Origin of the sequence: Streptomyces sp. NPDC086766 (assembly GCF_044746005.1) — a bacterium.
GTDB lineage: Bacteria > Actinomycetota > Actinomycetes > Streptomycetales > Streptomycetaceae > Streptomyces.
Window position 1 is genome coordinate 486,373 of the sequence record NZ_JBIVBI010000003.1, and the last position, 23,535, is coordinate 509,907.

A 23,535-nucleotide genomic window follows, 5' to 3' on the forward strand; every position below is an offset into this window, starting at 1 on the left:
CTGAGAAGCGTATCCGCTGAATTCCATCGGATTCTTCTGTTGGACCACTGCCCGCAGGTCGCGCGAGAGTGGGACGCCGGTTCCCCGGAACCGGTCACCCGCAGTGCCAACCCCTCTGGAGTCGCGTTGTACACCGCCCACCCCGACCGTTACGCGGACATGCCCTACCGGCGCACCGGACGCAGTGGCCTGAAGCTCCCCGCGCTGTCGCTCGGCCTGTGGCACAACTTCGGCCCCGACCGCCCGGTGGAGACCCAGCGGGCGATCCTGCGGCGGGCCTTCGACCTCGGGGTCACCCACTTCGACCTGGCCAACAACTACGGCCCGCCCCCCGGCGCCGCCGAGTCCGCGCTGGGCGAGGCGCTCCGGGCCGACCTCGCGCCGTACCGCGACGAGCTGGTGATCTCCACGAAGGCCGGCTACCTGATGTGGCCGGGCCCGTACGGCGAGTGGGGCTCCCGCAAGTACCTGCTGTCCTCGCTCGACCAGAGCCTGGGGCGGATGGGACTGGAGTACGTCGACGTCTTCTACTCCCACCGCTTCGACCCGGACACTCCGCTGGAGGAGACGATGGGCGCCCTGCACTCCGCGGTCCAGCAGGGCAAGGCGCTCTACGTCGGCGTCTCCAACTACTCCCCGGAGCAGACCCGTGAGGCCGCCCGCATCCTCGGGGAGCTGGGCACCCCGCTGCTGATCCACCAGCCGCGCTACTCCATGCTCGACCGCCGCCCCGAGGACGAGGGCCTCCTCGACACCCTCGACGAGCTCCAGGTCGGCTCCATCGCCTACTCCCCGCTGGAGCAGGGCCTGCTCACCGGCCGCTACCTCGACGGCATACCCGAGGACTCGCGGGCGGCGAGCGACAGCCCCTTCCTCCACTCCGACGCGGTCACCGAGGAGCTGGTGGGCAGGCTGCGCGCGCTGGACGAGATGGCCGGGGCCCGCGGCCAGTCGCTGGCCCAGATGGCGCTGGCGTGGGTGCTGCGCGGCGGCCGGGTGACCTCCGCGCTGGTCGGCGCGAGCAGCCCGCGGCAGCTGGAGGACAGCGTCGCGGCGATCGGCAACCTGGACTTCGACGCGGAGGAGCTGACGCGGATCGACGCGCTCGTCAAGCCGTGACCTGCTCGGCGATGGGGGCGGGTGCCGACGCGGCGCCCGCCCCCACCGCCGATCCGGGTGCGGTTCCCGGTGCCGCCGGGCGGCGGACCCCGCCCGCACCGCCCTTCAGGCCCCGGCGGGCACCCGGTCCAGGAACCCGAGCACCGCCCGGATCCGCCCCTCGCCGTCCAGGGTGACCACGTCGGACCCGGCGACCGGTGCCGTGCCGTCCGCGTCGCTCACCAGCTCCCAGGAGAAGCGCGCCGTGTCGTGATGGCCGTCGACGGTGCCCGCGAGGCGGAACGAGAAGCCGGGGAACTGCTCCTGGGCCGCCGCGATCACGGCGGCGATCCCCTCGTGCCCACCGACGTCGGCGAGGGGGTCGGTGTACGTGCCGTCCGGGGTCCAGGCGGCGGCCACCGCCTTGGCCAGCGCCTGCGGCCCGGTGGCGTTCCAGGCCTCGAAGTAGCGGGCGACGGCGATGTCGTGGCGGTCGGTGTGAGCGGACATGGCGAATCAGCCTCCGTCGAGGTCGTCTCTGCTGGAACCGGGTCCGCCGTGACCGGCGGCCCGATGCGACCACCCTGCCGGTCCGTGCCGCGGCGGTCGATTACCACCGGGGTAATGCCCCGGGGTGCGTGGAGGCGCGTCGTTCCGGCCAGGCGTCGCGCGGAATATGCCAGGGAACTGGCCGGAAAGTCGTGGTGACAGTGTTTCAGTAGTCAACATACTCAAAGGTCAGGGACCTTCACCGCACAGGAGCCGCGGAGAGAGCGAGGCAGAGCCGGCAGGCGCACGACACGACGGGGGAGGAGCAGTGCACGACGAATTCCTGTGCCATGTCACCGGGTACGGCGTATGCGGGGGCCGGCGCATCGGCGTACCGCTCGGCACCTACCGGGCGCCGACCCTGGCGCTGGCGCTGTGGTGGCTGCGCGACCGCGCCTCCTGGATCGCCGAACGGCTCGACCCCGGCCCCCACACCACCCACGTCCCCGCGAGCGCGCTCGTGCCGGTCCCGCAGTCGGTCCCCGACGTCCCCGGCATTCTGCGCGGCTGGTGCGCCGACCTGGTCCAGCAGGAACTGGTGGCCGACGAGTTGGCCGCCGGACGGCTGGTGCGGGTCGCCGCCAGCGACGACACCACCGAGTACGAGCTGCTCGCCGAGTCGGTGGACGCCCTGCGGATGCAACGCACCGTCCCCGGGCTCTACCTCCCGGTGGCCTGACCTCCCTCCCGGTGACCTGACGTCCCTTCCGGCGGCCGGACGCTCGCGTCGAACGGCGCAGATATGGGCACATCGTTAGAATTCTGGCATGGCTGAGCGGCCGGTCGCGCCGACTGCGCCCGAGCTCGTCCTCGAGACGGAGACGGGCTCGACAGTGATGACCCCGGGTCGCGCCTACCACGTCGGACGCGACCCGCTCAGCGACGTCGTCCTCGACGACGCCCGGGTCTCCTGGCACCACGCGGTGCTGCGCCCGAAGGACGGCCACTGGACGCTCCACGACGACCACAGCACCAACGGCACCTACGCCGACGGGCGCAGAATCGACGACTGGGACGTCGGACCCGGCAGCGTGATCCGCTTCGGCAACCCCGCCGACGGACCGCGCGCCGTCCTCGTCAGCCGTTCCCCGGCACCGACCGGGCCCCCGGCCGCGGCCGCACCCACCGCGCTCTTCCGGCAGCCCACCACGGTGCGGCCGCTGCCCGCGCGCACCATCCGCATCGGCCGCGCCGAGGACAACGACCTCGTCCTGGACGACCTGGTCGTCTCCCGCCGGCACGCCGAACTGCGGGCCCACGCGGACGGCACGTACGAGATCGTCGACGTCGGCAGCCACAACGGCACGTTCCTCAACGGGCAGCTCGTCGAGCGGGCGCCGATCGGCCCCGGCGACGTCGTCGGCATCGGCCACTCGGCGTTCCGCCTCGTGGGCGACCAGTTGCAGGAGTACGTCGACACCGGCGAGGTCTCGCTCGACGTGCAGGACCTCACGGTCACCGTCGACCAGGGGCGCAAGATCCTGCTCGACCACGTGTCCTTCCCGGTGGGGGAGAAGTGCCTGCTCGCGGTCGTGGGACCCAGCGGCTCGGGCAAGACCACCCTGCTGAACGCCCTGACCGGACAGCGGCCCGCCGGCCACGGCACGGTCCTCTACGACGGCCGCGACCTCTACCGCGACTACGCCGAGCTGCGCCAGCGCATCGGCCTGGTGCCCCAGGACGACATCCTGCACGTCCAGCTGACCGTCCGCGACGCCCTCGCCTACGCCGCCGAGCTGCGCTTCCCGCAGGACACGGCCCCGGAGGAGCGGCGCGCCCGGGTCGAGGAGGTCCTCCGCGAGCTGGGCCTGGAACAGCGGGCCGGCCAGCCCGTGCACAGCCTCTCCGGCGGCCAGCGCAAACGGGTCAGCGTCGCCCTGGAACTGCTCACCAAGCCGTCCCTGCTCTTCCTCGACGAGCCGACGTCCGGGCTCGACCCCGGGATGGACCGCTCCGTGATGCAGACACTGCGCGGGCTGGCCGACGACGGCCGCACCGTCATCGTGGTCACCCACAGCGTCCTCAGCCTCGACGTCTGCGACCGGCTGCTGGTGCTCGCCCCCGGCGGCCGGATCGGCTACTACGGGCCGCCCGAGGAGACCCTGGACTTCTTCGGCTTCGCCCACTGGCCGGAAGCGTTCGAAGCCTTCGAACGGGACCGGGACCGGGACTGGGCCGAGCAGTACCGCGCCTCGCGGTTCCACCGGCAGTACGTCGTCGACGCGACCGCCCAGCCGCCGCAGCCGGACTCCGTGCCCGTCGTCGCGGCACCGCCGCCCCGGCCCCGCAGCCGGGGCGCGCAGCTCGGCACGCTGATCCGCCGCTACACCTCCGTGCTCGCCGCGGACCGGACCTTCCTCATCGTCATGATCGCGCTGCCGTTCGTGATGGGGGCCATGGCCCGCGTCCTGGCGGGCGGCGAGCTGGTGGCGGACAAGGCCACCTCCGCCCTGCTCGTCCTGTGCGTCGGCGCGGTGCTGACGGGTGCCGCCAACGCCGTGCGCGAACTCGTCAAGGAGCGGGTGATCTACCAGCGGGAGCGGGCCGTGGGCCTGTCCAGATCGGCGTACCTCATGTCGAAGGTGGTGGTCCTGGGCACGGTGACCGTGCTCCAGGCGGTCGTCCTGACGCTGGTGGCCCTGCTCGGCGTGGACCTCAACGCCCCCGGCGGGCGGGGGGTCTTCCTGCCGCCGCTGGCCGAGATCACCCTCGCCGTCGCCCTGCTCGCGTTCACGGCGATGATGTTCGGCCTCGTCGTGTCCGCCCTGGTCCGCAGGGAGGAGGTGACGATGCCGCTGCTGGTGCTGCTGGCCATCGTCCAGGTCGTCCTGTGCGGCGCCCTGGTCACCCTGCACGGCGTCCCCGTGCTGGAGCAGCTGTCCTGGCTGGTGCCCTCCCGCTGGGCGTTCGCCGCGATGGCCGACACGATCGGCCTGGCCCGCATCCTGCCGGGCCCCCAGACCGCCGACCCGCTGTTCCGGCACACGCCCGGGGTGTGGCTGATCAACATGGGGATGCTGGTGGTGCTGTCCGTGCTCTGCGGATACCTGGTGTCCCGGCTGCTGCGCCTGCGCGAGCCCGCGGTGATGCGGAAGTGAGGGCGGCGCGATGACGACCCCGGGCTTCCGCCCCACCCACGTCGTCCCCCAGGACGGAATGCCGGCCTGGGAGGCCCCCGACCCCGACCGCCCGACGGTGCCCCTCGACCCGCTGCTGCCCGTGGAACTCGCGGAGCGCCGCGGCGACTGGGGACGCGTGGTGTGCGCCAACGGCTGGTCCGCCTGGGTCGACGGCCGCCGCCTGGTCGCCGTGCCGCAGGACCCGCCCGGCCCCGGCGGACCGTTCGGCGCGGGCGACCCGCGCCCGCTGCTCGCCCGCGCCGAACACGCCCTGGCGAGCTACCGGGTCGCCGTGGAGGACCTGACGGGCGGAGGGATCGACCGTGAGACCTTCGGTCACCGCACCCGGGGGCTGCGGATCGGGATCGTCGTCGACGGCGAGTCGATGTGGCTCTACGACGCGGAGCAGGGGCGGTGGGTGTACGCGGACGGCGCCCGCACGGCCACCTACGCGGCCGACCGGGAGCCGCGGGCCCCCGCCGGCGCCGGCCCCGGCGCCACCCGCGAGGTCCCCGCGGACGGTGAGTCCTGATGCCGCACGACACCGGCCTGTTCTCGGGGCGCCCCTCGGAACTGGTCGGGAAGGAGCTCGCCGGGTACCGCATCGAGCAGGAGATCGGGCGCGGCGGCATGGCCGTCGTCCTCCGGGCCCGCGACCTGAACCTGGACCGCACGGTCGCGCTCAAGCTGCTCGCCCCCGAACTCGCCCGCAACGACACCTTCCGGCAGCGCTTCATCCACGAGTCCCGGGCGGCCGCCGCCATCGACCACCCGAACATCGTGCCCGTCTACGAGGCGGGCGAGACGGACGGCGTCCTCTACATCGCCATGCGCTACGTCCCCGGCAGCGACCTGCGCCACCTGCTCGACGCGCGCGGCCCGCTGCCGCTCGCGGCGGCCACGCGGATCGCCGCGCAGATCGCGTCCGCGCTGGACGCCGCACACGAGCACGGTCTGGTCCACCGGGACGTGAAGCCCGGGAACATCCTGATGGCCCGCGGCACCGACAGCGACCATCCCGAGCACGCCTATCTCGCCGACTTCGGACTGACCAAGAAGTCCCTGTCCCTGAGCGGCTTCACCTCCGTCGGCCAGTTCGTCGGCACGCTCGACTACGTGGCCCCCGAGCAGATCGCCGGGCGCCCGGTGGACGCGCGCTGCGACGTCTACAGCTTCGCCTGCGTGGTCTACGAGATGCTGGCCGGCCATCCGCCCTTCCGGCGGGACGACGACATGGCCCTGCTGTGGGCCCATCAGTACGACGAGCCGCCGGCGCTGACCGGGGAGCGCCCCGACCTCGCCGCGTCCGTCGACGACGTCTTCGCCCGGGCGCTCGCGAAGACTCCGGACGACCGCTACGAGTCCTGCCGCGCCTTCGTCGACGCCCTGCGCACCGCCGCCGCGGGCGGCACGACGGCGGGGCACCCGGCGACCGAGGTGGATCTGCCGGTGGTCGAGGGGCCGGGCAGACCCCCCGATCCGCCACGCTGGGCCCGCCCGGTGTTCGGCCCGGCCCGCTAGCGGCCCTCGGCACCGCCCCCCTCGGCACGGCCGTCCTCACCGTCGTCGATCTCGCCCGGCCGGCGTACCCGCCGGGCCGGCAGCGCGCCGAGGAAGCCGGTGGCCAGGCCCCACAGCACCGCGAGGCCCAGGGCGCCCCACAGGCGCGGTCTCAGGAGCAGCTCCCCGGACAGCCCGCCGCCCAGGTCGCCGATGCCGAACAGGGAGAGCCCGTAGTGCGCGGAGATCCGGCCGACGAGGCAGATCATCAGCACCGTCAGGGCCAGGGCGAGGGCCATGCGCAGGGCGTGCCGCCACAGGCGCACCCGGGCCGGTGAGCGGCAGGCCATCAGGAACGCGGCGGCCGGCAGCAGCACCGCGTCGGCCACCAGCAGCCACCACACCCTGCCGTCGTGCTCGGCCAGCGTGCGCAGGTTGAGCGCGGAGACGTCCGGGGTGCGCAGCACCTCGTCCAGCAGATGCGGCATGGGCAGTCCGAACGGGCCGTCCACCCGGCCGTTCCAGGTGGCGCCCAGCCCGATGGTCAGGGCCGGCCAGGCCAGGTTCGGCAGGCCGAGCAGGATCACCGCGAGCGACTGCGCCGGATGCCCCCGGGTCACCGCCGTGACGAGGGCGACGACGACGCCCAGGACGACGTAGGTGAGCAGCAGCACGACCATGGCGTACGCCGCGGGGCGCACCGACGTCTGGAACCGCAGCAGCCTCGGCGGCAGCGGCGCCCCGCGCGACACCAGCAGGGCCAGCACCAGCACGCCCGCCAGCCACACCAGCCCGAGGACGGCGGTCGACGGCACCTGCGCGGCGAACCCGACCCGCGGCGAGGCGTTCAGGAAGTCGCCGATGTCGCCGAGCAGCCCCTCGCCCAGATCCACGGCGAAGGTCTGGCGGGCGGCCAGCGCCAGGACGACGAGCAGCACCAGCCAGACCGCGGCGATCCGGGCGGCCCACCCGGCCAGCTCCCGCACCCCGGCCACCGCCCGGTGCCGCAGCGGCCGCAGAAAGCCCGCGGCGACGACAAGCGCGCCCACCAGGGTGACCGACAGCGGCATCACGGTGATCCCGGCATGGGTCCGGGCGAGGTCGCCCGCCGTGCCGGTGAGCGCCACGCTGCCGCCGACCGCCGTCACCACGGTCGCGGCGACCACCCGCGGAAAGGCCAGGTCGGGGAGGTCCGCGGCACCGGCCGCCCACAGGCCCAGGGCGGCGACCACGATCATCGAGACCAGCCCCGCCAGCGCCGTGGCGGCGGCCTGCGCCCAGCCGTGGCGGGCGGCCGGCTGCGCGGAGGGGCTCGGCGGACTCACGCTGCCACGCTAAGCAGCCCGGCGGCGGCGCGCCCGCCGGGAGGTCCGTCCGCGTCCGCTTGCGGACGGCACCGCACCGGGGCACACAATGGTGACGTTGCGGGAAGAGCGGCCGAGATCTGGTCATACGCCGCGAAGTGTCGACCTCGGGAGACCTCGTGACCGCGGAACCGCCTGCCTCCGGCCGTCCCTCCGGCCCGCCCTCCGGCCCGCTGTCGGGTCGGCCCTCCGAGCCGCCCTCCGGTCCGCCGTCCCACCCCACGGGCGGCGGCGGGGGAGCCGGTGCGCCGGAGCCCCACCGGCCGTGGTGGTCGTCGGTGCCCCGGATGGCGCTGCTCGTCACCGCCGTGGTGGCGGTCGTGGTGCTCGCCGTCGTCCTCACCACCTCCGGCGACGGCTCCAGCGCCCGGGGCGAGGTGTTCCTGCAGTCCGCGGGCGAGAAGGGGCCCGACCCCTTCACCGGGTCCACGGCCAAGGAGGACTCCGCGCCGCCGCCCTCGCCCGTACCGACCGGGCCCTCGCAGCCCGCCAACGCGGTGCGGAGCGTCCAGGGCGGCGCGCCCGGCCTCTACGGCGGCACCCGCAACGTCTCCAGCTGCGACGTGGAACAGCAGATCAGGGCCCTGACGGCGGACCCGGCCAAGAACAGGGCGTTCGCCTCCGTCGCCCGCGTCCGGCCGGGCGACGTCCCCGGCTGGCTGCGCTCCCTCACCCCACTCCAGCTGCGCATGGACACCCGCGTCACCAACCACGGCTACCGCGACGGGGCCGCCACCGCGTACCAGGCCGTCCTGCAGGCGGGTACGGCCGTCCTCGTGGACGATCACGGCGTGCCCCGGGTCCGCTGCGCCTGCGGCAACCCGCTGACGCCGCCCGTCGCCCAGAAGACCGCACCCCGCTACGTCGGCGGGAAGTGGCCGTCGTACCGGCCGCAGAACGTCGTCGTCGTGACGCCCTCGCCGAAGACCGTCAAGAATTTCGTCGTCTTCGACCTGCGCCACCACGACTGGTTCGCCCGGAAGCCCGGCGACACCGGCCGCCACGACCGCCCGGCGCCGCCGCCGGCGAGCCCCTGGCCGCTGGCCACCGCGACCGTGCTCCCGCCGCCATCCGGCTCGCGGCCGCCGTGCCCGCCCGGCGCCTCGGGACAGTCCCCGGGCTGCCCGGCCACCTCCACCGCCCCGTCCTCGCTCTCGTCGCCGCCCACGAAGCCCTCCTCGCCGTCGCCGGAGACCTCCTCGCCGTCGCCGGAGTCCTCCTCGACGCCGCCCCAGTCGCCCGGTAAACCGTCCCCGCCCACCTCGCCGGGGTCCTCGCCGGAGCAGTCCTCCCCGTCGTCCCCGCCACCGGCCTCCGGCCCCTCGTCCCCGCCGCCGACCTCCGGCCCGCCGTCCGGCGCGCAGCCGTAGTCCGAAACGGGCCACTCGTCCGGCCGGCCGCCCGGCGCGCGACCCTGGTCCCGCGGGGCCCGCCGACGTCCGCCCCGGCCGGGCGGCCGGCCCCTGCTGACCCGCATCACCCCTGGTCGGAGCCGGTACGCTGACCCGGCCGGAGGTCGTGCCGATCGGCCGGGACTCAAACGCGCGGCTCGGGGTACGAGGACAGGTGCGACAGTGTCCGGCCAGACCGGCTTTTCCGAGAGAGACTTGCATGATCGAGTACCTGGACGGGGCAGTGATACCGACTGGTTTCGACGTTCCCGTGGAACCGCTCCGGCGGGCGGCGCACTACACCGGGGAGCCGGGGTGCATAGCGGAGGCGCGGTCCTTCGCCATGCTCTTCCTCGAGCAGCTCACGAGCGAGTGGTGCGCCGAGATCGAGCCGCGCTCCGCCGAAGCCCTGCTCCTGGTCGTGAGCGAACTGATCACCAACGCGGACCGGCACAGCAACGGGCCGTACATCCTGGAGCTCGAAGGCACCGCCACCGCGGTCTTCGTCTCCGTGTACGACAGCAGCGCCGCCCTGCCCCGCCGTTTCCCCCGCGACCCGAACCGCGTGGGCCGGCACGGTCTGGAGATCGTGCACGCCCTGGCGGACGTCACGGTGGAGCGGGTGCCGGTGGGCAAGCGGGTGTGCGCCCGGGTGGGTCTCGGCCGGCGCTGACCGGTCGGCCCCGCACAGCCCCGACGACACGGCCCAGACACAGCAGTGCCGCCCACTTCCCTGAAGTGGGCGGCACCGTCGCGTCGGGGCGCTCGTCGGTCAGGCGCAGCCGAGCTCGCCCAGCATGCCCTGGCGCAGCTGGGTGATGATGCGCTTGATCAGCCGGGACACGTGCATCTGGGAGCAGCCGAGCCGTTCGCCGATCTCCGCCTGGGTGGCCTCCTCCACGAACCGCAGGTGGATGATCTCCCGGTCCCGCTCGCCGAGCTTCGCCAGCAGCGGCGCGAGGGAGTGGAAGTCCTCGACCAGCCGGAGCCCGTCCTCCTCGACGCCGATGAAGTCGGCGAGCACCGATTCGCCGTCCTCGGGGCCGTCCCCGGTGAGGGCGGCGTCCAGCGACGCGGAGTTGTAGCCGTTGGAGGCGATCTGGGCCTCGACCACCTCGTTCTCGGAGAGGTTCATCAGGGTGGCGAGCTCAGCGACGGTGGGGTCCCGGTCCAGGCGGCTGGAGAGCTCCTCGCGGGCCCTGGCCAGCTCCACGCGTAGCTCCTGCAGGCGCCGCGGCACGTGCACGGCCCAGGTGGTGTCCCGGAAGAAGCGCTTGATCTCGCCCACGATGTAGGGCAGCGCGAACGAGGTGAACTCCACCTCGCGCGACAGCTCGAACCGGTCGATCGCCTTGATCAGGCCGATCATCCCGGTCTGGACGACGTCCTCCATGTCGTCGCCGCGGTTGCGGAACCGGCCGGCCGCGAACCGCACCAGCGACATGTTCATCTCAATGAGGGTGTTGCGCGCGTACTGATACTCGTGCGTGCCCTCTTCGAGCTCCGTCAGCCGCCTGAAGAAGTGGCGGGACAGCTCGCGGGCGTCCCGCGGAGCGATCGTGCGGGGGTCGGCGACACCCGGCAGCGGTCCGTCGCCCGTCCTGGTCGTCCCGGCCTCTTCGGCCGCTGCCTCGGACCGGATCACGGCGGTGTCCATTACCTCTCCCACGAAAGTCTCGCTGCGAGCTTGCTTTCCTCGGTCTGTACACGCTGTACACGTCGAACGGCGCCCCCGGCCCGGCCGGGTACGCGACCCCCCGGTACCCCGCTATCCGAAAAGTATGCGCCCCCGGAGCGCGATCGGCGAATCCCGCTCCGCGGACGGGCAGCGGCGCGCCGCGGCACCAGTGCTTCACCCAGAGCGGAACGCCGATCCCGGCGGACGCCTTCCCCCGGCGTCTGCGGCTCCTAGTCTGGGACGGTGACCACCCAAGCGCCGAACCCCGCCCGCGTCGTCCCCCTGCGTCCGCCCGCCGGAGCCGACCGGCCGCCCGCCCCCGCGCGGGAGCCCCTGTGGCGCGACCTCGTCGGCGACGTGCTCCGCCGGGAACGCCTGGCCCAGCAGCGCACCCTCAAGGACGTCGCCGAGACGGCCCGGATCTCCATGCCCTACCTGTCGGAGATCGAGCGCGGCCGCAAGGAGGCATCCTCGGAGGTCCTCGCGGCCGCGGCGCGGGCCCTCGGGCTCGGCCTCGGCGACCTGCTGGCCCTCACGCAGGGCGAGCTGGTCCGGCTCACCAGCCGCACCGCGGCCCCCGCCCGCGGCCGGCCGGTCTCCCGCTCCGGCGGACTGTGCCTGGCCGCCTGACCGGGAGCCACGTCGTACGAGCCGGCGCCTCAGACCGCGACCAGGCGCCGACTCAGCACCTCGTCGGCCAGCCCGTACGCCACCGCCTCGCGGGCGGTGAACACCTTGTCGCGGTCCATGTCGGCGCGCAGGGTCGTGAGGTCGTGGCGCGTGTGCCGGGACAGCACCTCCTCGACCTGGGAGCGGATCCGGACCATCTCCTTGGCCTGGAGCGCCAGGTCGGACACCGTGCCCTGCCGGCCGCCGCTCGCGGGCTGCCCGAGCAGCACCCGCGCGTGCTCCAGCACGAAGCGCCGCCCGGGATCGCCGCCGGCCAGCAGCACCGCCGCCGTGGACGCGGCCTGCCCCACGCAGAACGTGGAGATCGGCGACTGGATGAAGGTCATCGTGTCGTAGATCGCCATCAGCGAGGTGAACGATCCCCCGGGGGAGTTCAGGTAGAGGGAGATCTCGGCCTGCGGAGCCGCCGACTCCAGATGGAGCAGCTGCGCGATCACGACGTTGGCGACCCCGTCGTCGATCTCGGTGCCGAGGAAGACGATCCGCTCGTTGAGCAGCCGGCTGAACACGTCGTAGGACCGCTCGCCCTGCGCGGTCCGCTCGATGACGTAGGGAACCGTGTACGACCCCATGTCACAGCCCCGCCCTTCGGTGCGGGGCGGCCGGGCGGATGTCGGCGAGCGACTCCACGACCCGGTCCACCAGTCCGTACTCCCTGGCCTGCTCAGCCGTGAACCAGCGGTCCCGGTCGCCGTCCCGCGCGATCGTCTCCGCACTCTGCCCGGTGTGCTCGGCGGTGATCCGCTCGATGGTCCGCTTGGTGTGCTCCAGGTTCTGCGCCTGGATCTCGATGTCGGCGGTGGTGCCGCCGATCCCGGCCGACGGCTGGTGCATCATGACCCGCGCGTGGGGGAGGGCGAACCGCTTGCCCGGCGTCCCCACCGTGAGCAGGAACTGCCCCATGCTGGCGGCGAAGCCCATCGCGAGGGTGCAGACGTCGTTCGGGACCAGCCTCATGGTGTCGTAGACGGCGAGCCCCGCGGTGACGGAGCCGCCCGGGCTGTTGATGTACAGGGCGATGTCGGCGTGCGGGTCCTCCGCGGACAGCAGGAGCAGCTGCGCGCACACGCGGTTCGCCGACACCTCGTCGACCTGGGTGCCCAGGAGGACGATGCGCTGGGCGAGCAGGTGCGCGGCGAGATGGTCGTCGAAGCGGCTGAGGGGTGTGTCGCCCTCCTCGGCGCGGGGCGGGAGCGTGCTGAGTCGAGTCATCGGGTCTCCTCGTGGTGTTGCGGATGCCGTCGACTCCACTGTCGGCCCGAGGAGTTGCCCGCGTGCGACGGCTCTGCCCCTGGCAGATCCGCCACGGGCGGAGCGCGGGAGCGGCGGCCCTCCCCGGGGCGGCCCCTCCCGGTCGCTGTTCAGCCCTTCGCGCGCAGCTCACGGAAGAAGGCCCGGACGTCGTCGACGAGCAGGCCGGGCTCCTCCATCGCGGCGAAGTGGCCGCCGCGGTCGAACTCCGTCCAGCGCACGATGTTCTCGGTCCGCTCAGCCCGGTGCCGCAGCGGCAGCTGCGGCTCGGCGGGGAAGACGGCGAGCGCGGTCGGCGCGGTCGACGGCTCGGCCGGAGCGGCGACCCGGCCCGAGGGGTGCGCCCGCTCGTAGTGGATCCGCGAGGACGAACCGGCGGTGCCGGTCAGCCAGTACAGCATCACGTCGGTGAGCATCCGGTCCCGGTCGACGGCCTCCTCGGGCAGTTCGGCGGGTCCGTCCACTCCCTGAACTTCTCCACGATCCAGGCGAGTTGACCGACCGGCGAGTCGGTGAGCGCATAGGCGAGGGTCTGCGGCCGGGTGGCGTGCAGCATCGCGTACGCCGCGCCCTCGCGCTGCCACGCGGACCAGCGGCTCGAGGAGGTGAGCGTGCGCTCCCGCTCCCCGGGGGACAGCGCGGCCAGCTCCTCGTCGGCCGGCGCCTCTTTCTGCTGCGCCCCCGGCAGCAGATTGAGATGGACGCCGACCACGCGGTCCGGGTGGGTCCGGCCCAGCTCGCGTCGTGGTGAACTGCGGCCACTCGTTCAGCCGCGCCTCGGCCGCCCGCCAGTCGTACTCGTGCCGCCAGTACCGGACGAGCTCGCGCAGATACTCCCTGGGAACTCCGCGGTCCCACCCGGTGCCGGGCACCTCGTCCGGCCATCGGGTGCGGTCGAGACGGTCGTACAGGTCGTCCAGATCGCTCTGCGGGACCGCGATGCGGAAGGGCCGGATGCCCTCGGCGGGTGATGACGTGATCATGGCCGCGATGCTGGTTCGTAACCGGGGGTGGGCCATTCGAATTGTTCCGGCGCCCGGCCGATGAGTTCCGGGGCGAGGATCGGTCGGTACAGGTGACCGCTTTCCACGCTCCGGGAGGATTCGATGGCGACCGAAGGGTTCACCACCTGTCTCTGGTTCGACGGCGAGGCCGAGGAGGCCGCGCACTACTACGTCTCGATCTTCAAGGACTCCGGTATCGGCCGGATCGGCCGCTACACCGAGGCGGGCCCCGGCCCCGCCGGCACGGTCATCGCCGTCGACTTCACGGCCAACGGCCAGAAGTTCGTCGCCCTGAACGGCGGCCCGCAGTTCACGTTCAACGAGGCGATCTCCTTCCAGATCCACTGCGAGAACCAGGAGGAGGTCGACCACTACTGGGACAAGCTGACCGAGAACGGCGGGGAGCCCGGGCCGTGCGGCTGGCTCAAGGACCGGTTCGGGGTGTCCTGGCAGGTCGTTCCGGACGGGCTCGTCGACATGATCGGCGACCCCGACCAGGAGAAGGCGGCCCGCACCACCCGGGCGATGCTCGCGATGGGCAAGCTCGACATCGCCGCGCTGAGGAAGGCGTACGCGGGCGATTAGCGGCGGCGGCCGGCCCACCCCGGGGGATGGGCCGGCCGACCTCATCGGCCGTACGCCGCCGCGCCCGGGGCCCGTGCCGCCCCCGGGTCGTACGGGGCGGAGGGCGCGGGGGGAGGAAGGGGCCGAGCCGGTGGCACGGTGCCGGTCGTACTGCGCCTGCCTCGGCTCGCCGCGCCGCGTACCCGCACCTACGCTGGAGGGGCACGATCCAGGCGACGGACGTGATCGGGACCGGTGAGCGGCGGGCGATCGGCCCCGACCTCCCGGTCCGGCCGAGGACCTCGGCCCGTCCGGCCGCCCGCACCTCGCCGGCGCCCCGGGCGGGCCGCCGCAGGCCCGCTCCGCAGGAGGGGACGCCGATGGCCGTCGTCGTCACGCAGATCGCGTTCATCGTCCTGGCCGCGGCGACGGTGGCCTCGGTGGTCCTGGCCGTGTGGACCTACCGCCGCAGCGCGCGGGCGCAACTGACCGCCGCGCGGGCCCAGCTCCAGCTCTCGGCACTGGGCATCCTCCAGCACCACCTCGACCTGGCCGTGGCCCATCCCGACCTGGCCTCGCCCGGCGACGAGCGGACGGTCGACGCCCGGTACGCCTGGTTCGCGGTGCACGCCCTGAACACGGCGCAGACGCTCAGGGCGCTGGTGGGGGAGGAGCCGGACTGGCAGCGGGCGATCGACGCCCTCGTCCGCGGGCACCGCCCCTATCTGCGGTCCGGCGCCTTCGTGTGCGACGACTTCAGCCCCGGCTTCGTCGACTATCTGCGCCACCGTGTCCCGGACCTCAGGTGCGCCGGACCCGGTGACGGGGCCGGGTGAGGGTTCCGGCGACGGAATCCTCGGCGTGGGGTGAGGTCTGCGGTCTGCGGTGTGCCGTGTGCCGTGTGCCGACCCGCCGGCCGCCGCCCCGCCGGCCGCCGCCCCGGTTCAGGAGAAGTCGTTCACCAGGACAGCGGCCCCGTCGAAGCGTCCCGCCTTGAGGTCCTTCAGCGCCTGCGGAGCCCGGGAGAGCGGATAGGGGTGCGTGGTGGCGCGTACGCCGTGCCGGGCGGCCAGCGCCAGGAAGTCGCGTCCGTCGCCGCGCGTGTTCGAGGTGACGCTGCGCAGCTCCTTCTCGTAGAACAGCTCGCTCTCGTAGTGCAGCGGCGGAGTGTCGCTCAGGTGGATCCCGGCCACCGCCAGCACCCCGCCGCGGTCCAGGGCCCGGAGCGCGACGGGGACCAGGTCGCCCACGGGGGCGAACAGGATGGCGCTGTCCAGGGGCTCCGGCGGCCGCGCGTACGCGTCCCCCGCCGATGCGGCGCCGAGTTCGAGGGCGAGGCGCTGCGCGGCGGCGCCCCGGGTCAGCACGTGCACGGTGGCCCCCTCGGCGAGCGCCACCTGGGCGCACAGATGGGCGCTGCCCCCGAAGCCGTACAGGCCGAGCCGGCCGCCCGGCGGCAGGGACGCCCGGCGCAGCGCGCGGTAGCCGATGATGCCCGCGCACAGCAGCGGCGCGAGCGCCACGTCGTCCACCTCGCCGGGGAGCCGGTAGGCGAACGCGGCCGGGACGGTCGTGTACTCGGCGTAGCCGCCGTCGGCGTCCCAGCCGGTGTACCGCGAGGACGGGCACAGGTTCTCCGCGCCGCGCACGCAGTAGGCGCAGGTGCCGTCGGTGCGGCGGAGCCAGGCCACGCCCACCCGGTCGCCGGGCCGGAAGCCGGTCACCGCCGCGCCCGTTTCCGCGACCACGCCGACCACCTCGTGCCCCGGGGTGACGCCGGGCCGGCGCACCGGGAGGTCGCCCTCGGTGACGTGCAGGTCGGTGCGGCACACCCCGCAGGCGCGCACGTGGACGAGCAGTTCGTCGTCTCCGGGCACCGGCAGCGGCCGCTCGACCAGCCGGAGCGGGTCCTCCTCCACGGGCCGCGGCCCGGTCACCGTCCACGCCCGCATCGTGCCGTCCGTCATACCGCGCCCCGTCCCGCCGCCCTGGCCGTCGCCGTGCTCGCCCCTGGTGGTCCGTGGTGGTCCGCGTCCGCCGCGGCCCGCCCGGGTTCCGGCCCGCGCCGCCTGTGACCGACCGTCTCCGACCGGGCCGGACCGTCCACGACCGGTCCGTGTCCGAGTGCCTCCGCCTCGCCCTCCAGTGTGGAACAGGGGCGGGCGTTCGGCGCGCGGGCCGACCGGGCGGTGGCTAGCGTGAAGCTGCGGACAAGCCACCGAAGCGGGAGAGGGGGCAGCGGCCATGGCGGTACGACCTGAGGGGACCCCCTGCTGGGCCGACGCGATGTTCGGCGACGTGGAGGGGGCCGAGCGCTTCTACGGCGAGGTCCTCGGCTGGACCTTCGGCGAGGCGTCGTCCCGGTACGGCAACTACACCCAGGCCTACGCGGACGGCAAGGCGGTGGCCGCCGTCGTACCGCCGATGCCCGGCCAGGAGGGCCACTCCCAGTGGTGCCTGTACTTCGCGTCGCCGGACGCGGCCGCCACCGCCGCCCGCATCCGCGGCAACGGCGGCGAGGTGCTGCTGGAACCGATGCAGGTCGGCGACTTCGGGACCATGTGCCTGGCCCGGGAGCCCAGCGGCGCGGTGTTCGGGGTGTGGCAGGCGGGCCGCCACGAGGGCTTCGAGGCGACCGCGGTGCCCGGCGCCTACTGCTGGGCCGAGGTCTTCACCCGCGAGCCGGAGAAGGCGGACGCCTTCCTGACCGCCGTCTTCGGTTACACCGCCAAGCGGATCGAGGACGAGGCGGTCGACTTCCGCATGTTCGACGTCGGCGGCGAGACGGTGCTCGGCCGGATGCGGATGACGGAGGACTTCCCGCCCGAGGTGCCGCCGTACGTCAACGTCTACTTCACCGTCGCCGACTGCGACGAGGCCGTGGCCAGGGCCACCAAGCTCGGCGGGGTGCTGCGGTTCGGCCCGATGGACAGTCCGTTCGGCCGGTTCGCGGCGCTCGGCGACCCGCAGGGCGCGAACTTCTCGGTGATCGACATCACCACGAGACGGGGGGAGATGCCGCAGGTCACGGACGTCCCCTGAAGCGCCGCGGGCGGACCCGGCCGGCCGTGGCATGATCGGGGCCATGGGTGAACGTGTGGTGGCCGCGTGCGACGGGGCCTCGAAGGGAAATCCGGGTCCGGCCGGCTGGGCGTGGGTGGTCTCGGACGACGCCGAGAGCCCGGCCCGCTGGGAGGCCGGTCCGCTCGGCACCGCCACCAACAACGTCGCCGAACTCACCGCGCTGGAACGGCTGCTGGCGGCGACGGACCCGGACGTGCCACTCGAGGTCCGGATGGACTCGCAGTACGCGATGAAGGCCGTCACCACCTGGCTGCCGAACTGGAAGCGCAACGGGTGGAAGACGGCCGCCGGCAAGCCGGTCGCCAACCAGGAGCTGGTCGTGCGGATCGACGAACTGCTCGAGGGCCGCTCGGTCGACTTCCGCTACGTCCCCGCCCACCAGGTCGACGGCGACCCGCTGAACGACTTCGCCGACCGCGCCGCAAGCCAGGCGGCGACCGTGCAGCAGCCCGCGGGCAGCGACCTCGGCTCGCCGGAGCCGCCGGCCGCCCCCGCCGTCCCGGCCTCCGCCGGGCCGCGCCGCCGCTCCGAGGGGGCCAGGACGGCGCGGCGGGGCGGCGGCTCGTCCGCCCGCACGATCAAGGCGAAGTTCCCCGGCCGCTGCGTCTGCGGCCGTTCCTACGCCGCCGGCGAGCCCATCGCCAAGAACGACCAGGGCTGGGGCCACCCGGAGTGCCGCACGGCGGCCGCCGGATAGCGGCCGCCGTGCGGCACTCCGGGCGGGGCGGCGGGTCAGATCACCGCGCCGCGCCACCCGCCGCTCTCCGTGCCCCGCTTCTCGATGAACGTCTTGAAGCGCTCCAGGTCGCCCTTGGCCTGCCGCTTGACCATCCCCATCTTGTCGCCGAGGGTCTCGGCGACGCCTTCGGGCTGGAACTCCATCTGCAGCATGACCTTGGTGTGGCCGTCGTCGAGCCGGTGGAAGGTGACCACACCCGCCTGCCGCGTCTCACCACCGACGGTCGTCCAGGCGACCCGCTCGTCCGGGATCTGCTCGGTGATCTCCGCGTCGAACTCCCGGTGCACCCCGTTCACGCTGGTCACCCAGTGCGTCAGTGTGTCGGTGCGCTGTTCGATCCGCTCCACCCCGCTCATGAACTCGGGGAAGGTCTCGAACTGCGTCCACTGGTTGTACGCGGTGTGCACGGGGACGCCGACCTCGATGGATTCCTCGACCTGCGACACGGCTCCGTTCCTCCTTCGTGTGCTGCGGTTGGGCCGGGACCGAGTACCGCCCGGACGGCGGGACAAACCGGCCGGATCAGTCGGTGTCGAACGTGTAGTGCGCGGTGTGGTCGAGGAGGTCCGCCGGGGTCACGTCGTTCCACGGCCGCATCGGCTCGTGCAGGTCCACCACGTCCGGGGTGCCGGCGGCCGGCAGGTAGCCGGAGTCCGGGTGCCGGCGCCGCCACTCGGCCCACAGCTTGTCGACGTAGGCGTGGTGCAGCCAGAACACCGGGTCGTTGGGGGAGACCCCGGTGGCCATCTGTCCGCCGACCCAGACGTGCACCCGGTTGTGCAGGTTGACCCCGCGCCAGCCCTCCAGATGGTTGCGGAAGCCGTCCGAGGCGCTGTTCCAGGGCGCCGCGTCGTACGTCGCCATCGCGAGCACCGACTCGACCTCCGCCCGGGTGGGCAGCTCACGGACACCGGTGCCGAGCGAACGGCGCAGATACGTACGGCTGTCGACGCGCACGCCGATGGACCAGTTCCCGGCGGACGCGGCGAACGGCCCGTCCATCACCCGCCCGTCCAGGCTCCGCCCGGTGCCGCCGAGGAAGTCGGGCGCCCACAGCGAGGCGCGGGCCGTCCGGTCGGTGCTCCAGTCCCAGTACGGCAGCGCGACCGAGGCGTCCACCGACTGCAGGGCCTGCTCGAACTCCAGCAGGAATCTGCGGTGCCAGGGGAGGAAGGACGGCGAACGGTGGCCCGTCCGCTCGCCGTTGTCGGTGTCCCCCATGATGAAGGCGTTGTGCGTGGTGACGAAGGTGTCGTAGCGGCCGCTGCGCTTGAGTTCCAGGACGGCGGCGACGAAGCGCCGCTTCTCGTCGGCGGTCAGGGTGGCCTGGTTCTTCCGTACGGTCATGTGCGCGGTACTCCGGATGCGGTGCGGGGACGGTCAGTTGGCGGGGAACGGGACGAGCCGTGCGCCCCGCAGTTCGTCGACCGCGGCGCGGGCGGCGGCCCGCGGGGTCGGGACCGGGTCGTAGTGGGAGACCACGCTGATCCAGCTGCCGTCCGCGTTCCGCATCACGTGCAGCTCCGCCCCGTCGACGAACACGGCGTAGCCCGTGCCGTGGTGGTGGCCCTCCCCGTGGCCGCCCCCGTTCGCGGGCCGGCCCTGTATGCGGCGGCCCAGGTAGACCTCGTCGAACGGCTCGAAGGAGTCGTCGTGGTGACCGTCGTGCGCCTCGTGACCGTCGTGCGCGCCGAACGCGTCGCGCGCGCCGTGGGCGGAGTGCCCGGCGAGGCGCGGCCGGGCGGGGCGGCCGGCCGCGGACGCGGGGAGCGCGGTGACCGCCCCGGCGCCGGCGGCCGCGGCGAGACCGGCCGTGACGGTGAGCGCGCGGCGACGACTGAGTTCGGGCATACGGGACCTCCTGGGTGTGTTCGGGTGGGGTCCCCGCATGACTACCGGTCCGCCCGAGAGCGGCGGAAATCGCCGGGAAGGGGTTGGCTCCGATCCGGACAATCGCCAACAAGAAGTGGGGAATTGAACAAAGACGATCTTGTTGTCGGAGGCGCCCCCAGGGCCCCGCGGGAGGAATTTCTCCTCCTCTCGCGGGAGTTCCGCGCGTTATTTCGCCGGGCGCCGCGCCCGCAGTGGCGCCGCTCACGCGCGGAAACTGACGTGATCGGCGAGGTGTGAGCGCGCCCGGAGGCGCCTGCCACCCCGCGAGGCCAGTCGATCACTTTCGGTAACCCTCGCGGCATGGACAAGTCCGCCGGGCGGGTGGAGGCGCTGCGCAGGCTGAGGCGGTGGCCGGGACCGAGGACCGCCCGGACGGCGCACGCGCGGTCCACGGGCCGCGCGCGGGCAGGCCCCGGGCCGGGTAGGTGAATGGGAATTCACCCGGTAAGGTGAATTGCCATTCACCGCCTTTTCCCGCCGTCCGCTGGAGTGCCGATGGAGCAGCCCGCCCCGATACCCGCCCCGGCCGGAGGGCCCGTCGGCGGCACGCGCCCGCGGGAGCGGCTGACCATCCCGGTGCTGGCGTTCGGCGGCATCCTCATGGCGGTCATGCAGACGGTGGTCGTACCGCTGCTCCCGGACCTGCCGCGGCTGACCGGCGCCTCGCCGGGCGCGGTCTCCTGGACGGTCACCGCCACCCTGCTGTCCGGCGCCGTCCTCACCCCGGTGCTCGGCCGCGCCGGCGACATGTACGGCAAGCGCCGGGTGCTGACCGCCGCCCTCGCCCTGATGACCGCGGGCTCGGTGCTCTGCGCGCTGTCCTCCGACATCCGGGTGCTGATCACGGCCCGCGCCCTGCAGGGCGCCGCGGCCGCCGTCGTCCCGCTGTCCATCAGCATCCTGCGCGACGAACTGCCGCCCGAGCGGAGGGGCTCCGCGGTCGCCCTGATGAGCTCCACCGTCGGCATCGGCGCCGCCCTCGGCCTGCCGCTCGCGGCGCTGGTCGTGCAGTACGCCGACTGGCACACCATGTTCTGGCTCACCAGCGCCCTCGGCGCCCTGGGCGTCACGGCGGTGTGGTGGGCGGTGCGGGAGTCGCCGGTGCGGGAGCCGGGCCGGTTCGACGTGCTCGGCGCGCTGGGGCTGGCCGCCGGCCTGGTGTGCCTGCTGCTCGGGGTGTCCCAGGGCGGCCAGTGGGGCTGGGGCACCCCCCGGGTCGTGGGCCTGTTCCTCGGCGCCGCCGCCGTCCTGGGCCTGTGGTGCCGGCAGCAGCTGCGCGCCGCACGGCCGCTGGTCGACCTGCGCCTGGTGTCGCGGCCGCGCGTCGGACTCTCCCACGTGGCAGCCCTGCTGACCGGATTCGCCTTCTACGCCAACTCGCTGGTGACCGCGCAACTGGTGCAGGCGCCGAAGGCCACCGGGTACGGGCTCGGGCTGTCGATCGTCGCCACCGGCCTGTGCCTGCTGCCCGGCGGCATCACTATGCTGCTGTTCTCGCCCCTCTCGGCCCGGATCTCGGCCACCCGCGGGCCGCGGATCACCCTCGCTCTGGGGGCCGCGGTCATCGCCTGCGGCTACGCGGTGCGCATCGCCGACAGCCGCGACCTGTGGATGATCATCCTGGGCGCCACCGTGGTGGCGACCGGGACCACGCTCGCCTACTCGGCGCTGCCCACACTGATCCTGCGCGCCGTCCCGGCCGGGCAGACCGCCTCCGCCAACGGCGTCAACGTCCTGATGCGCACCATCGGCCAGGCCACCTCCAGCGCCGCCGTCGCCGCCGTGCTCGTGCACCACGGCAGCCCGGTGGACGGCGTCCAGGTCGCCACGCTGCACGGCTATCTGCTGGCGTTCGCGATGGCGGGCGCGGTCGCCCTGGCCGCCTGCGCCGCCGCCCTGTCCATCCCCGGCGACCGCGCCCCCGGTGGAATCCGCCGGGCCCGCGGGCGCACCCCGGGCGCCCGCGACGAGGCCCTGGAGGGAGCGTGAGCGCCATGACCGTCCCGCCCGGCGCCCCGGCACCCCCGCCCGCCCCCGGCCGCCGTGACGCCGAGGCGACCAAGGCGGCCATCCTCAAGGCGGCCCGCCACTTCCTGGCCCGGCAGGCGCACGGCCACATCACACTCAAGTCGGTCGCCGAACGCGCCGGGGTCAGCCCGCCCCTGGTCCTGAAGTACTTCGGCTCCAAGGACGCCCTCTTCGCCCGGGTCATGTCCTTCGAGGAGGACGCCGCCGCGCTGCTGGACGCACCGCTCGACACCCTCGGCCCGCACATGGTCCGCCATGTCCTGGAGAGCCAGCGCGACCGGGGCGCCGACCCCGTCCTGCGGATCGTCTTCGCGCCCCTGCACGGCGCGCACGGCGACGTCCTGCGCGCCAACTTCCGCACCCAGGTGACCGAACGCCTCGCCGAGCGCCTCACCGGCCCCGACGCGGGCCTGCGCGCCGAACTCGCCGTGGCCGCCCTGCTCGGCCTCGGCGTGATGTACGGCATCGCGCGCGGCCAGGGGGTGCGCCACAGCGCGCTCGACGACCTGGTCGCGAGGTACGCGCCCGCGGTGCAGATCCACCTCACCCCCGGACGCCCCGGCGGGTGACAGACTGACCGCCATGGACGAACGTGAATTCGGCAGGTCGGGCCAGCACGCGTCGGTGATCGGCCTGGGCACCTGGCAACTGGGCGCCGACTGGGGCGACGTGGCGGACAAGGAGGCCGTACTGGAGGCGGCGGCCGAGGCGGGCGTGACCTTCTTCGACACCGCCGACGTCTACGGGGACGGGCGCAGCGAGTCGGCCATCGCCTCGTTCCTCAGCTCCCGGCCGGATCTGCACGTCCTGGTCGCGACCAAGATGGGCCGCCGTGTCGACCAGGTCCCGGAGAACTACGTCCTGGACAACTTCCGCGCCTGGAACGACCGCTCCCGGCGCAACCTCGGCGTCGACCGCATCGACCTGGTGCAGCTGCACTGCCCGCCCACCCCCGTGTACTCCATGGACGCCGTGTTCGACGCCCTGGACACCCTGGTGGACGAGGAGCGCGTCGCCGCGTACGGCGTGAGCGTGGAGACCTGCGCCGAAGCCCTCACGGCGATCGCCCGGCCGAACGTGGCGAGCGTGCAGATCATCCTGAACCCGTTCCGCATGAAGCCGCTGCGCGAGGTGCTCCCGGCCGCGCGCGAGGCGGGCGTCGGCGTCATCGCCCGGGTCCCGCTCGCGTCGGGCCTGCTGTCGGGCAGGTACACCAAGGACACCGTCTTCGCCGCCGACGACCACCGCACCTTCAACCGGCAGGGAGAGGCCTTCGACCAGGGCGAGACCTTCTCCGGCGTCGACTTCGCCACCGGCGTGGAGGCGGCGGCCGAGTTCGCCTCACTCGCCCCCGAGGGGTACTCCCCGGCCCAGCTCGCGCTGCGCTGGATCGTCCAGCAGCCGGGCGTCACGACCGTGATCCCGGGCGCCCGCTCGCCGGAGCAGGCGCGCGCCAACGCGGCCGCCGCCAAGCTGCCCCCGCTGTCCGAGGCGACCCTCGCGGCGATCGAGGACCTCTACGACCGGCGCGTCAAGGACCGGGTCGAGGCCCGCTGGTAGACCGGCGGGCCCTCCTGGGAGAC

24 protein-coding genes and 1 pseudogene are annotated in these 23,535 nt (G+C 73.7%); 15 read left to right on the forward strand and 10 right to left on the reverse strand.

Annotated elements, in window-relative coordinates; translation table 11 throughout:
- Positions 1-126: 126 nt before the first annotated feature.
- On the forward strand, positions 127-1,119 hold the full coding sequence (gene mgrA / locus ACIPM1_RS08060; RefSeq protein ID WP_402430493.1) for an L-glyceraldehyde 3-phosphate reductase: 993 nt from the start codon (positions 127-129) through the stop codon (positions 1,117-1,119).
- 105 nt (positions 1,120-1,224) lie between these two features.
- Here mgrA and ACIPM1_RS08065 read toward each other — a convergent pair whose 3' ends face one another.
- Positions 1,225-1,608, reverse strand: a complete 384-nt coding sequence (locus tag ACIPM1_RS08065) for a nuclear transport factor 2 family protein (RefSeq protein WP_402430496.1) — start codon at positions 1,606-1,608, stop codon at positions 1,225-1,227.
- A gap of 307 nt (positions 1,609-1,915) precedes the next feature.
- On the opposite strand from ACIPM1_RS08065, the gene ACIPM1_RS08070 reads away from it, so the two are divergent.
- The 4 genes from ACIPM1_RS08070 (at position 1,916) to ACIPM1_RS08085 (ending at position 6,287) form a co-directional block, all read left to right on the forward strand.
- Positions 1,916-2,326 (forward strand): hypothetical protein, encoded by a 411-nt coding sequence (locus ACIPM1_RS08070; RefSeq protein ID WP_402430499.1) that lies wholly within the window; start codon positions 1,916-1,918, stop codon positions 2,324-2,326.
- Positions 2,327-2,414: 88 nt separating this feature from the next.
- Entirely contained in the window at positions 2,415-4,745 is a 2,331-nt protein-coding gene (locus tag ACIPM1_RS08075) for an FHA domain-containing protein (protein WP_402430502.1), read from the forward strand.
- Positions 4,746-4,755: 10 nt separating this feature from the next.
- Positions 4,756-5,298: a hypothetical protein gene (locus ACIPM1_RS08080; protein ID WP_402430505.1), complete on the forward strand. Its 543-nt coding sequence runs from the start codon at positions 4,756-4,758 to the stop codon at positions 5,296-5,298.
- Positions 5,298-6,287, forward strand: a complete 990-nt coding sequence (locus ACIPM1_RS08085; RefSeq protein WP_402430508.1) for a serine/threonine-protein kinase — start codon at positions 5,298-5,300, stop codon at positions 6,285-6,287. Before ACIPM1_RS08080 ends, ACIPM1_RS08085 begins: the two co-directional genes overlap by 1 nt.
- On the opposite strand, the gene ACIPM1_RS08090 is transcribed toward ACIPM1_RS08085, so the two are convergent.
- Positions 6,284-7,591: a streptophobe family protein gene (locus tag ACIPM1_RS08090; RefSeq protein WP_402430511.1), complete on the reverse strand. Its 1,308-nt coding sequence runs from the start codon at positions 7,589-7,591 to the stop codon at positions 6,284-6,286. The two genes, ACIPM1_RS08085 and ACIPM1_RS08090, sit on opposite strands and share 4 nt — an antisense overlap.
- Positions 7,592-7,749: 158 nt before the next feature.
- Here ACIPM1_RS08090 and ACIPM1_RS08095 point away from each other — a divergent pair, with 158 nt between their 5' ends.
- Positions 7,750-9,000 carry a DUF6777 domain-containing protein gene (locus ACIPM1_RS08095; protein WP_402430514.1) on the forward strand — a complete coding sequence of 417 codons (1,251 nt, stop codon included), beginning with the start codon at positions 7,750-7,752 and terminating at the stop codon, positions 8,998-9,000.
- Between the two features lie 241 nt (positions 9,001-9,241).
- Entirely contained in the window at positions 9,242-9,694 is a 453-nt protein-coding gene (locus ACIPM1_RS08100; RefSeq protein WP_402430516.1) for an ATP-binding protein, read from the forward strand.
- Between the two features lie 99 nt (positions 9,695-9,793).
- Here ACIPM1_RS08100 and ACIPM1_RS08105 read toward each other — a convergent pair whose 3' ends face one another.
- Positions 9,794-10,678: an RNA polymerase sigma factor SigF gene (locus ACIPM1_RS08105; RefSeq protein WP_402430519.1), complete on the reverse strand. Its 885-nt coding sequence runs from the start codon at positions 10,676-10,678 to the stop codon at positions 9,794-9,796.
- 264 nt (positions 10,679-10,942) lie between these two features.
- Between ACIPM1_RS08105 and ACIPM1_RS08110 the strand changes: the two genes are divergently transcribed.
- The gene (locus ACIPM1_RS08110; protein WP_402430523.1) at positions 10,943-11,329 is read left to right on the forward strand and encodes a helix-turn-helix domain-containing protein; all 387 of its coding nucleotides are present in this window, start codon (positions 10,943-10,945) and stop codon (positions 11,327-11,329) included.
- Positions 11,330-11,358: 29 nt separating this feature from the next.
- On the opposite strand, the gene ACIPM1_RS08115 is transcribed toward ACIPM1_RS08110, so the two are convergent.
- The 3 genes and pseudogenes from ACIPM1_RS08115 to ACIPM1_RS08125 form a co-directional block, all read right to left on the reverse strand.
- A complete protein-coding gene (locus ACIPM1_RS08115; RefSeq protein ID WP_402430526.1) occupies positions 11,359-11,961 on the reverse strand; it encodes a ClpP family protease in 603 nt (200 codons plus the stop codon).
- A gap of 1 nt (position 11,962) precedes the next feature.
- Positions 11,963-12,601: a ClpP family protease gene (locus tag ACIPM1_RS08120; RefSeq protein ID WP_402430529.1), complete on the reverse strand. Its 639-nt coding sequence runs from the start codon at positions 12,599-12,601 to the stop codon at positions 11,963-11,965.
- Between the two features lie 149 nt (positions 12,602-12,750).
- Positions 12,751-13,623 (reverse strand): annotated as a pseudogene (locus ACIPM1_RS08125) (epoxide hydrolase family protein).
- A 123-nt stretch (positions 13,624-13,746) separates the two neighbouring features.
- Between ACIPM1_RS08125 and ACIPM1_RS08130 the strand changes: the two are divergent.
- On the forward strand, positions 13,747-14,229 hold the full coding sequence (locus ACIPM1_RS08130; protein ID WP_356195032.1) for a VOC family protein: 483 nt from the start codon (positions 13,747-13,749) through the stop codon (positions 14,227-14,229).
- Between the two features lie 221 nt (positions 14,230-14,450).
- On the forward strand, positions 14,451-15,044 hold the full coding sequence (locus tag ACIPM1_RS08135; RefSeq protein WP_402430532.1) for a hypothetical protein: 594 nt from the start codon (positions 14,451-14,453) through the stop codon (positions 15,042-15,044).
- A 108-nt stretch (positions 15,045-15,152) separates the two neighbouring features.
- Here ACIPM1_RS08135 and ACIPM1_RS08140 read toward each other — a convergent pair whose 3' ends face one another.
- Positions 15,153-16,160, reverse strand: coding sequence for a zinc-binding alcohol dehydrogenase family protein (locus tag ACIPM1_RS08140; RefSeq protein ID WP_402430740.1), 1,008 nt, complete (start codon positions 16,158-16,160; stop codon positions 15,153-15,155).
- Positions 16,161-16,452: 292 nt separating this feature from the next.
- On the opposite strand from ACIPM1_RS08140, the gene ACIPM1_RS08145 reads away from it, so the two are divergent.
- Positions 16,453-17,250, forward strand: coding sequence for a VOC family protein (locus ACIPM1_RS08145; RefSeq protein WP_356195509.1), 798 nt, complete (start codon positions 16,453-16,455; stop codon positions 17,248-17,250).
- 31 nt (positions 17,251-17,281) lie between these two features.
- Positions 17,282-17,989, forward strand: coding sequence for a ribonuclease H (locus tag ACIPM1_RS08150; protein WP_402430535.1), 708 nt, complete (start codon positions 17,282-17,284; stop codon positions 17,987-17,989).
- Positions 17,990-18,024: 35 nt separating this feature from the next.
- On the opposite strand, the gene ACIPM1_RS08155 is transcribed toward ACIPM1_RS08150, so the two are convergent.
- The 3 genes from ACIPM1_RS08155 to ACIPM1_RS08165 all read right to left on the reverse strand — a co-directional run bounded on the left by ACIPM1_RS08155 (position 18,025) and on the right by ACIPM1_RS08165 (position 19,882).
- Positions 18,025-18,477 carry an SRPBCC family protein gene (locus ACIPM1_RS08155; protein WP_356195503.1) on the reverse strand — a complete coding sequence of 151 codons (453 nt, stop codon included), beginning with the start codon at positions 18,475-18,477 and terminating at the stop codon, positions 18,025-18,027.
- A 76-nt stretch (positions 18,478-18,553) separates the two neighbouring features.
- The gene (locus ACIPM1_RS08160; protein WP_356195501.1) at positions 18,554-19,378 is read right to left on the reverse strand and encodes a tyrosinase family protein; all 825 of its coding nucleotides are present in this window, start codon (positions 19,376-19,378) and stop codon (positions 18,554-18,556) included.
- 33 nt (positions 19,379-19,411) lie between these two features.
- Positions 19,412-19,882 carry a tyrosinase family oxidase copper chaperone gene (locus ACIPM1_RS08165; protein ID WP_402430540.1) on the reverse strand — a complete coding sequence of 157 codons (471 nt, stop codon included), beginning with the start codon at positions 19,880-19,882 and terminating at the stop codon, positions 19,412-19,414.
- Positions 19,883-20,419: 537 nt separating this feature from the next.
- Here ACIPM1_RS08165 and ACIPM1_RS08170 point away from each other — a divergent pair.
- The 3 genes from ACIPM1_RS08170 to ACIPM1_RS08180 are packed head-to-tail and all read left to right on the forward strand — an operon-like array spanning position 20,420 to position 23,512.
- Positions 20,420-21,913, forward strand: a complete 1,494-nt coding sequence (locus ACIPM1_RS08170; RefSeq protein WP_402430543.1) for an MFS transporter — start codon at positions 20,420-20,422, stop codon at positions 21,911-21,913.
- 5 nt (positions 21,914-21,918) lie between these two features.
- The gene (locus tag ACIPM1_RS08175) at positions 21,919-22,521 is read left to right on the forward strand and encodes a TetR family transcriptional regulator (RefSeq protein WP_402430546.1); all 603 of its coding nucleotides are present in this window, start codon (positions 21,919-21,921) and stop codon (positions 22,519-22,521) included.
- Positions 22,522-22,534: 13 nt separating this feature from the next.
- On the forward strand, positions 22,535-23,512 hold the full coding sequence (locus ACIPM1_RS08180; RefSeq protein ID WP_402430549.1) for an aldo/keto reductase: 978 nt from the start codon (positions 22,535-22,537) through the stop codon (positions 23,510-23,512).
- The last annotated feature ends 23 nt before the right edge of the window (positions 23,513-23,535 follow it).